The organism is Streptomyces africanus (assembly GCF_002150735.1).
Lineage (GTDB): Bacteria > Actinomycetota > Actinomycetes > Streptomycetales > Streptomycetaceae > Streptomyces > Streptomyces africanus.
Genome location: NZ_MUKA01000147.1, coordinates 1 through 9,581, shown reverse-complemented (window position 1 = coordinate 9,581; position 9,581 = coordinate 1). Strand labels below are relative to the sequence as shown.

Genomic DNA, 9,581 nt, shown 5'->3' with positions numbered 1-9,581 from the left:
CCCCTCCCCTCCCCCGGCCGGTCTCAGCCCTGCTCCGCCTCCCTGATCGCGTCCCGGTACGCGCGGGCCGCCGCTCTCAGGGCCGCCTCCGGGTCGACGCCCTCCGACTCCGCGCGGACCGCCAGGGCCAGCAGGTCGTAGCCGATGCCCTCCACATGCGGGAGCGGTATGTCCAGGCCGGCCGTGCGGGCGCGGGACGNNGGCGACGATGCCGGCGGCGACGTCGTCGACGGAGAAGGGAGCCTCCAGGTCCTCCTCGGCGATCCGGGCGTGGAAGACGACCTGGAGGAGGACGTCACCGAGCTCCTCGCGCAGTTCGTCGCGGTCGCCCTCCTCGATCGCCTCGACGAGTTCGTACGCCTCCTCGATGCCGTACTTGGCCAGGCCCTTGTGCGTCTGCTGGGACGACCACGGGCACTCGGCGCGGATGCGGTCCATGACCTGGACGAGATCGAGCAGGCGGGCGCCCGGCAGGTCGTAGGAGGCGGGGAGCAGCTCCAGCTCGGGCATGGCGACGCGGCCGGTGCCGGCGAGACGGGCCAGGCCGTCCGTCAGGGCCGGCTCGCCCTCGCCCGTCGCCACGACGACCACCGTGCTGCCGCCGGCGCAGGCGTCGACCAGCTCCTCGGCCGTCGGGGACGCCTCGTCGACGGTGATCCCCGCCTCGCGCAGATACGGCAGCTGCGGGTGCGCGCCGTCCGCGCACAGCACCTGGCCGGCCGCGTGCAGCGCCTGCCAGGCGGGCCAGGACAGCAGGCCGGGGGCGACGCGGTGGCTGGTGGTGAGCAGGACGATGCGGCCGGGGCCGGCCTGCCCGGGGCGGGTGGCTTCGGGGCTGTTGGCGTTCACGATTCGAAGCTATCCCACGCCGCCGACAGCCCCGGAAGTTATCCACAGGCCCCAGGCGCAGGTGCCCTACATGTTCTGCTGTGCCTGCGCCGCCGACACGTCCCGCACCCACGGTGTCTTCGCGTCGGCTCGGCTGCTCTTCTGCACGTCCCAGGTGCCGTAGCGCGGGTTGAGGTCGACGTTCAGGTCCTTGGAGGCCTCGGACAGGGCCTTCCAGAACTCGGGACGGTTGGTGTCCGTGCCGAGCTTCTGAGCGAGCTTCTGGGCCTCCAGCTGGAGGCGGAGGTTCTCCTCCAGGCGCTGCGGCGGGATGCCGTACTGCTGGAGCCAGGTGGTCTCCAGCGCCTTGGCGCCGCCGGCCTGCTCCTCGAGGCCGGACCGCATCTCCTGGATCTCCCTGCGGGTGACGGTCACACCGGCGTCCTGGGCGGCGCGGTGCAGCACCCGGTCGAGGACCATGGTGTGCAGGGTGTCGCGGGTGAGCGTGCCCGTCCCGGCGATGGCCTGCTGGTACTGGGCGTCGTCCCGCACGGCCGCCCGCTGGGCCGCGCGCACCTCGCCGACCCGGTCCTCCAGCTGGGAGACGGTGATCCGCTGCCCGCCCACCACGGCCGCCGCGCCGGGATGCGCGTCGTTGCCGCAGGCGGTGAGAAGGGGCGCCGCGGCGGCGATCGCGGCGGTGAGGACGAGCGCGGTGCGGCGGCGGTGCAAGGGGACCTCCCGAGGAGATTGTGCGACGGTGCACAAGGTCTTGCGGTGATCGATGGTAGGCAGTGGCCACGCTCTGGCCAACCCATTCGACCAACGATTCATCGGGACTTCCGGCACCGCCGCGCGGACGGGTCCGTGAGGCCCCCGGCGAAATGCGCCCGCGGCGTGGTCACAGGGGGTGCCGCATCCACACGTTGGGCTCGACGTACACCGCGTACCCGCGCTCCGGCTCGCAGCGCACCGGCACCAGGGCGCCGGGCACCTCGATGTCGCCCCGGGTGTCGAAGGGCAGCCCCGTCCAGCGGCGCCAGTCCGCCAGTGAGGCGGCCACCGTCATGGACGCCGGTGCCACGGAGTCGATGGTGGCACCGGCCCGGGCGTGGACCCGCAGCCACGGGTCCTGGGGCAGGCCGTCGGGGCGGACCCGGTGCGCGTACTCCTCGATGGGCGTGTGCGGTTCCAGGTGCTTGGCGTTGGGGCGGACCGGGGCGACGACCTCCCGGAAGCCGCGCGCCCGGGCGTTGTCGCGCATGGCCGAGAGCATCAGCGCGGACAGGCCTCGGCCCTGGGCGTGCGGGGTGACGGAGATCGAGATCGCGCTGACGGTGTCGGGGCTCACCCCGCGGCGCAGGTCGGAGAAAGCCCACACGAGGACCGTGTCCCAGCCGTTCCCGGGCAGCCGGCCACGGCCTCCGGCATTCAGGGCGAAGGGCACGCTGAACCCGTTCGCCACGACCTCGCCCTGCTCGTCCTCGGCGAACAGGACGTACTCCGGGAGTTCGGCGGCGATCCGCGGGAAGTGCGCGGCGCCGACGAGATCCTGGGTCGTGAACTCCGCGTAGCTGTCCGCCATCCCGACGACCCGCTCCCGCATCTCCGGGCGGTCGGCGAGGCTCGATATCTTCGGCTGCATGCGGTCACGGTAGGCGTGCGGGCGCACGGCCCGCACCGGATTATCGTGCGGGGGCCCGGTCCGCCACCTGGCCGGTCCTGGCCTGCCGGGCGGCGATGACCATGACGACCGTGGACAGCAGGGCGATGCCGGCGCCGACGTAGAGCGGTGAGGTGTAGCCCAGGCCCGCGGTGATGGCCAGGCCTCCGAGCCAGGCGCCGAGGGCGTTGCCGACGTTGGACGCGGACACGTTGGCGCTGGCGGCCAGGGCCGCCCCGTGCGCGAAGTCGGTGACACGCGTGATCATCCCGGGCACACTGGCGAACCCCGTCACCCCCATCACGAACACCAGGACGACCGAGGCGGTCGCGCTGCCGGCGAGCAGCCCGAACAGGGCCAGGGTCAGGGTGAGGCCGAACAGGGCGAGGACCAGGGCACGGTCACGGTCGCGGTCGGCCGCGCGCCCGCCGAGCAGGTTCCCGACGACCAGTCCGACGCCGTAGACCATCAGCAGCCAGGCGACATCCGCCGAGGCGAAGCCACTGACCTCGGTGAAGGTGTAGGCGATGTAGGTGAAGGCACCGAACATCCCGCCGTAGCCGAGGGCGGTGGCCGTCAGCGTCAGCCAGACCTGCCAGGAGCGGAAGGCCCGCAGCTGCGCCCGCAGGCCGCCGGCCGGCACCGGGTCCGGCTCGCCTGTCCCGGAGGCCGGCGGGGGCGGAATCGGGCCCGGCCCGCCTGTCCCTGTGGCCGGCGGCGTCCGGCCCGCCCACGCCGGTACCAGCGCGGCGATTGCCGCCAGGGCGAGGACGCCGATCGCGGTGACCGCCCAGAACGCCGCCCGCCAGCCCCAGCGCTCACCGACCAGCGCGCCGAACGGCACGCCCAGCACGTTGGCGACCGTCAGCCCGGCGAACATGACCGCCACGGCCTGGGACTTCTTCTCCGGCGCGACCAGACTGCGCGCGACCAGCGAGCCGATGCCGAAGAACGAACCGTGGCACAACGCCGCGACGATCCGCCCGAGCAGCATCACCGGGTAGTCCGGCGCGACGGCGGAGAGCAGGTTGCCGACGACGAACAGGGCCACCAGGCCGATCAGGACCTGCTTGCGGGGCAGCCGTGCCGTCGCCGCGGTCAGCGCGATCGCTCCCACCGCGACACTCAGCGCGTACCCGGAGATCAGCCGGCCCGCGGCCGCCTCGGACACCGTGAAGCTCGACGCCACCTGGGGCAGCAGCCCGGCGATGAGGAACTCGGTCAGACCGATGCCGAACCCGCCGAGCGCCAGCGCGACCAGTCCGCTCGGCATCCGGGACGCCCCGACGGAGCTCACCCCGCTCGGGCTCACCTCACCCGGCTTCAGCCTCCGCACTGCTTCAGCATCATCCGCTTGTCCGCCGCCGTGACGGGAAGCTCGTACTTCAGCGACACCTGGGCGAAGCGCACCGCGTAGGCGCAGCGGATCCGCTTGTTCGGGGGGAGCCAGGACGCCGGACCGGAGTCGCCCTTGGAGCCGTTGGTCGGCCCGTCCACCGGGACGAGGTTGAGCGGGTCGTTCGCGATGGCCTCCCGCTTGTCCTTCGTCCAGCGCGAGGCGCCCATCTGCCAGTCGTAGGACAGCGGCATGACGTGGTCTATCTGGACCTTCGTCGCACGGGACTTGGTCCACTCGATGACCTTGCCGGTGTACGGGTCGTGCAGCGTCAGTGCCATGACGACGCAGTCGGAGCCCGACCGGAAGCGGAGGTCCTCCCCGTCGCGTTTGAGGAGGTCGTTGCGCGAGTCGCAGCCGTTGCGGGCGAAGGGGACGTCGGCCGGTGCCGAGTCCATCCAGGCGTAGCCGAACTTGTCCCTTTCATAGCCGGTCCTGGGGCCGCGGCCCTTCGTCTCCACCTTCCCGATCAGGGCACGGGCCTTCTCCCTGTCCCCGGCGGACGTGATCGCCGCCAGGCCCGGCTTCGTGCCGTCCGGGTTGTCCAGCGGGTTCACGGCCCGTCCGTCCCCGGCCGGAACGCCGGAGCCCGAGGGTCCGCCGCTGTCCGCGGGCGGGGTCAGGCCTTCACAGCCGGCCAGTGCCGAACCGGCGAACATCATCGCGACGGCCAGTGCCGCCCCGCGCCTCAGACGCCTCACCGTGCGCCCCTCCCCTGCTTGCCTGTTCCACTGCTTGCCTGTTCCGCCTCCGCACGGGCGGCGTGTGCCAGGCCCCCACGGTAGCGAGGGAGAGGTCCAGACCACATCGGCCCCAAACGGGCATTCCTCGCATGCCCCGCGTATCGTCGGTTCTGAGCGACCTCCGGAGGGAGTTTTCCGAATGGGCATCTTCGACAAGTTCAAGAGCCAGGCACGGAGCAAGGGCAAGCATCGCTCCGACTCCGAGGAACAGAAGATGAACGAGAGGACCGGCGGCAGGTACGAGGACCAGATCGACGCCGGGCAGCAGCGGGTCGAGGGAACGCTCGGCATGGACCGCGACCGCGACCGCGAACGGCCCGACCAGCAGTAAGGCCTCCCCCCTCGACAGGCCGTCCGCGGAGAGACAGCTCCTGCGGGCGGCTTCACTTGACCTTGACACTGGCGTCAGGGTCCGACGATCCCCGCATGGCATCCCCGGACACGAAAACCTCGCGCACCGTGCTCGTCACCGGCGCCGGTACCGGCATCGGCCGGGCCACCGCCCACGCCTTCGCCGACGCGGGCGCACACGTCGTGGCGGTGGGCCGCCGCGCGGCGCCCCTCGCCGAGACCGCGGCCCACGAGCCGGCCCGCATCAGCCCGCTCGTCGCCGACATCACCGCCGACGACGGCCCCGAAACCATCGTCCGTACGGCACTCGACCGGCACGGCCGCATCGACGTGCTAGTGAACAACGCGGCCATCGTCAACGCCCAGTCCCTGCGCACCTACACGCGGGCCGCCGTCGAGCCCCAGATCGCGACGAACCTCCTCGCCCCCGTCCTGCTCGTGCAGGCCGCCCTCCCGGCTCTGGAGGCCGGCCGGGGCGTGATCGTGAACGTGACGACGGCCGTCGGGCAGCGCGGCTGGCCGGGCAACTCCCTGTACGCGGCGGGGAAGGCGGCCCTGGAGGTGCTCACGCGGAGCTGGGCGGTCGAGCTCGCCCCGCTGGGCATCCGGGTCGCCGCCGTGGCGCCGGGCGCGATCGGCACGCCGATCGCCGACCACGCGGGCTACACGCCCGAGCAGCGGGCCGCGATCCGCGCCTGGCAGCTCGCGCACACACCGCTCGGCCGGGTCGGACGCCCCGAGGAGGTGGCGTGGGCGATCACGCAACTGGCCTCGCCGCAGGCCTCGTTCGTCACCGGCGTGGTCCTTCCGGTGGACGGCGGCGCGGTCGTCACATGAGACTGACGCGCATGGCGGAACCTCGTATGCGGATCGGCGAACTCGCCGAGGCGACCGGCACGACGCCGCGCGCCCTGCGCCACTACGAACAGGCGGGGCTCATCACCTCCGAACGCGCCGCGAACGGCTACCGTCTGTACGACGCCGGTACGGCCGTCCGCGTCCGCAACGTCCGCCGGCTGCTGGACGTGGGCCTGACGCTCGACGACGTACGGGCGTTCCTGCCCTGCCTGGACGGCGACGTCACGGCCGGGCCCGCCTCCGAGGAGGCCCTGCGGATCGCCACCGGCCGGCTCGCGGTGCTGGACGCGCGCATCGCCGCGCAGGCCGCGGTCCGCGACCGGCTGGCGGCGGCCCTGCGCGAGGCCACCGGCGCACGCGTACGACCGGTGGCCTGAGGGAACGCCGGCGTCAGGAGCCCAGCACCGACGTCAGGAACTCCCCGACCCACGCCAGCAGATCGCGCCCGACCAGCGGCTTCCCGCCGACCTTCGCGGTCTTCGGACGCGGCACCAGCACCTGGTGCGTCGCCGGCTTGATGACGACCCCGGGGTACAGCCGCTTGACCCGCAGCTCCTGCGACTCGCGCAACTCCACGGGCGCGAACCGGATGTTGGTGCCCTGGAGCACGATCTCGCCGACGCCGCAGGCCCGCGCGAGCATCCGCAGCCCGGCCACGAGCAGCAGGTTCTCCACCGGCTCGGGCAGCTTGCCGTAGCGGTCGACGAGTTCCTCGCGTACGGCCTTGACATCCTCCTCCGTGTTGGCGGAGGCGATGGCCCGGTACGCCTGGAGCCGGAGGCGCTCGCCGGGCGCGTAGTCGTGCGGGACGTGCGCGTCGACGGGCAGCTCGATCTTGACCTCGAGCGGCGGCTCCTCCTCGATCTCGCCGGTCTCCAGCTGGCGGCGGTAGTCGGCGACGGCCTCGCCGACCATCCGGACGTACAGGTCGAAGCCGACGCCCGCGATGTGGCCGGACTGCTCGCCGCCGAGCAGGTTGCCCGCGCCGCGGATCTCCAGGTCCTTCATCGCCACGTACATACCGGCGCCCATCTCGGTGTGCTGGGCGATGGTCGCGAGCCGCTCGTGCGCGGTCTCGGTGAGCGGCTTCTCCGGCGGGTAGAGGAAGTACGCGTACCCGCGCTCGCGGCCCCGGCCCACCCGGCCGCGCAGCTGGTGCAGCTGGGACAGGCCGAAGGTGTCGCCGCGCTCCACGATCAGGGTGTTGGCGTTGGAGATGTCGATGCCGGACTCCACGATCGTCGTGGACACCAGCACGTCGAACTTCTTCTCCCAGAAGTCGACGACGACCTGTTCCAGCGCCTGCTCGGACATCTGGCCGTGGGCGGTGGCGATGCGCGCCTCGGGGACGATCTCGCGCAGCCGGGCCGCGGCCCGGTCGATCGACTCGACGCGGTTGTGGATGTAGAAGACCTGGCCCTCACGCAGCAGCTCGCGGCGGATGGCGGCGCCGATCTGCTTCTCCTCGTAGGGGCCGACGAAGGTCAGCACCGGGTGCCGTTCCTCCGGAGGGGTCGTGATCGTGGACATCTCGCGGATGCCGGTCACCGCCATCTCCAGCGTCCTGGGGATCGGGGTGGCGGACATGGTCAGCACATCCACGTTCGCCCGGAGCTTCTTCAGCTGCTCCTTGTGCTCCACGCCGAAGCGCTGCTCCTCGTCGACGATGACCAGGCCCAGGTCCTTGAACTTGGTCTCGGAGGAGAACAGGCGGTGGGTGCCGATGACGATGTCCACCGAGCCCTCGCGCAGGCCTTCCAGGACCGCCTTGGCCTCCGTGTCGGTCTGGAAGCGGGACAGCGCCTTCACGTTCACCGGGAACTGCGCGTACCGCTCGCTGAACGTCCCGAAGTGCTGCTGCACCAGCAGCGTCGTGGGCACCAGGACGGCGACCTGCTTGCCGTCCTGGACGGCCTTGAAGGCGGCCCTGACCGCGATCTCGGTCTTGCCGTAGCCGACGTCGCCGCAGATCAGCCGGTCCATCGGGACCGACTTCTCCATGTCCTCCTTGACCTCGGCGATGGTGGTGAGCTGGTCGGGCGTCTCCGCGTAGGGGAAGGCGTCCTCCAGTTCGCGCTGCCAGGGGGTGTCCGTGCCGAAGGAGTGGCCGGGGGCGGCCATGCGGGCGCTGTAGAGCTTGATGAGGTCGGCCGCGATCTCCTTGACGGCCTTCTTCGCGCGGGCCTTCGTCTTCGTCCAGTCGGCGCCGCCGAGGCGGTGCAGGGTGGGGGCCTCGCCGCCGACGTACTTGGTGATCTGCTCCAGCTGGTCGGTGGGGATGTAGAGGCGGTCGCCGGGCTGGCCGCGCTTGGCGGGCGCGTACTCGACGACCAGGTACTCGCGAGTCGCGCCCTGCACGGTGCGCTGCACCATCTCGATGTAGCGGCCCACGCCGTGCTGCTCGTGGACGATGTAGTCGCCCGGCTCCAGGGTGAGCGGGTCGATGGTCTTGCGGCGGCGGGCCGGCATCCGGGCGCCGTCCCGGCCCGCCGCCTTCTGGCCCGTCAGGTCCGTCTCGGTCAGGACGGTGAGTCGGAGGGCCGGGTCGACGAAGCCGTGCTCGATCGAGCCGCACGCCACGTGCACGACCGACGGGGAGATGTCGGCGAGGTCCGTGTCGAGGCGGGCGGCGATGCCCTCGCCGCCCAGTACCTCGACCGTACGGGCCGCCGGGCCGTGCGCCTCGGTGACGAACACCGCGCGCCAGCCGTCGGCGAGCCAGCCCTTGGTGTCGGCGAGGGCCTTGGCCGTGTCGCCGCGGTAGGTCTCCGGGGCGTGCATCCCCAGCTTCAGGGTGTCCGCGTCGAGCTCTTCGTCCGCGGCGAACGGCGACACCGACCACCACATCATGTCCAGCTCGCGGGCCCGGTCCCGGACGTCGGCGATGGACCACAGGGAGGCCGCGCCGACGTCGATGGGCGCCTCGCCGCCGCCGGCGGTGGCCGCCCAGGAGGCCTGGAGGAACTCCTGCGACGTGGCCACCAGGTCCGACGCGCGCGTGCGGACCCGCTCCGGATCGCACACGACGGCCATGGACCCCTTGGGCAGCACGTCGAGCAGCAGCTCCATCTCGTCGACCAGGACCGGCGCGAGGGACTCCATGCCCTCCACCGCGATCCCCTCCGCGATCTTGCCGAGCAGTTCGCCTAGCTCGGGGTGCTCCTCGGCCAGGGCACGCGCCCGGGCGCGGACGTCCTCGGTGAGCAGCAGCTCGCGGCACGGCGGCGCCCACAGGCCGTGCTCGGCGACTTCGAGGGAGCGCTGGTCGGCGACCTTGAAGTAGCGGATCTCCTCGACGTCGTCGCCCCAGAACTCGATGCGCAGGGGGTGTTCCTCGGTGGGCGGGAACACGTCGAGGATGCCGCCGCGGACGGCGAACTCGCCGCGCTTCTCCACGAGCTCCACGCGCGCGTAGGCGGCGGCCGCGAGGGCGTCGACGATCTCGTTCAGATCGGCGGTCTGCCCCGTCCTCAGGGCGACCGGCTCCAGGTCGCCGAGGCCCTTGACCTGCGGCTGGAGCACGGACCGGACGGGCGCCACGACGACGGAGACCGGGCCGGTCTCGGGGTCGTCGGGGCGGGGGTGGGCCAGGCGGCGCAGCACGGCCAGGCGGCGGCCGACGGTGTCGCTGCGGGGGCTGAGCCGCTCGTGCGGGAGCGTCTCCCAGGACGGGTACTCCACGATCCCCTCCGGCGGGAGGAGGGAGCGCAGGGCCGCGGGCAGGTCCTCCGCCTCGCGGCCC

8 protein-coding genes and 1 pseudogene are annotated in these 9,581 nt (G+C 72.5%); 3 read left to right on the top strand and 6 right to left on the bottom strand.

Going from position 1 to position 9,581, the window contains the following annotated elements; translation table 11 throughout:
• Positions 1 to 23: 23 nt before the first annotated feature.
• From CCL05_RS19285 to CCL05_RS19265, 5 genes and pseudogenes are all read right to left on the bottom strand, one after another.
• A pseudogene (locus tag CCL05_RS19285) lies at positions 24 to 849 on the bottom strand (nucleoside triphosphate pyrophosphohydrolase).
• 66 nt (positions 850 to 915) lie between these two features.
• On the bottom strand, positions 916 to 1,560 hold the full coding sequence (locus CCL05_RS19280; protein WP_086561737.1) for a SurA N-terminal domain-containing protein: 645 nt from the start codon (positions 1,558 to 1,560) through the stop codon (positions 916 to 918).
• 169 nt (positions 1,561 to 1,729) lie between these two features.
• Positions 1,730 to 2,473 (bottom strand): GNAT family N-acetyltransferase, encoded by a 744-nt coding sequence (locus CCL05_RS19275; protein ID WP_086561739.1) that lies wholly within the window; start codon positions 2,471 to 2,473, stop codon positions 1,730 to 1,732.
• Between the two features lie 40 nt (positions 2,474 to 2,513).
• Complete coding sequence (locus tag CCL05_RS19270) at positions 2,514 to 3,764, bottom strand: MFS transporter (protein ID WP_086561738.1); 1,251 nt, start codon at positions 3,762 to 3,764, stop codon at positions 2,514 to 2,516.
• Positions 3,765 to 3,814: 50 nt separating this feature from the next.
• Positions 3,815 to 4,588 carry an HNH endonuclease family protein gene (locus tag CCL05_RS19265; RefSeq protein ID WP_086561736.1) on the bottom strand — a complete coding sequence of 258 codons (774 nt, stop codon included), beginning with the start codon at positions 4,586 to 4,588 and terminating at the stop codon, positions 3,815 to 3,817.
• A gap of 181 nt (positions 4,589 to 4,769) precedes the next feature.
• On the opposite strand from CCL05_RS19265, the gene CCL05_RS19260 reads away from it, so the two are divergent.
• The 3 genes from CCL05_RS19260 to CCL05_RS19250 all read left to right on the top strand — a co-directional run bounded on the left by CCL05_RS19260 (position 4,770) and on the right by CCL05_RS19250 (position 6,216).
• Entirely contained in the window at positions 4,770 to 4,961 is a 192-nt protein-coding gene (locus tag CCL05_RS19260) for a hypothetical protein (RefSeq protein WP_086561735.1), read from the top strand.
• Positions 4,962 to 5,056: 95 nt separating this feature from the next.
• Entirely contained in the window at positions 5,057 to 5,818 is a 762-nt protein-coding gene (locus CCL05_RS19255) for an SDR family NAD(P)-dependent oxidoreductase (protein ID WP_086561734.1), read from the top strand.
• 26 nt (positions 5,819 to 5,844) lie between these two features.
• On the top strand, positions 5,845 to 6,216 hold the full coding sequence (locus CCL05_RS19250; RefSeq protein ID WP_086561733.1) for a MerR family transcriptional regulator: 372 nt from the start codon (positions 5,845 to 5,847) through the stop codon (positions 6,214 to 6,216).
• A gap of 13 nt (positions 6,217 to 6,229) precedes the next feature.
• On the opposite strand, the gene mfd is transcribed toward CCL05_RS19250, so the two are convergent.
• The coding region (mfd, locus tag CCL05_RS19245) for a transcription-repair coupling factor (RefSeq protein WP_086561732.1) at positions 6,230 to 9,581 on the bottom strand (3,352 nt) is incomplete at its 5' end.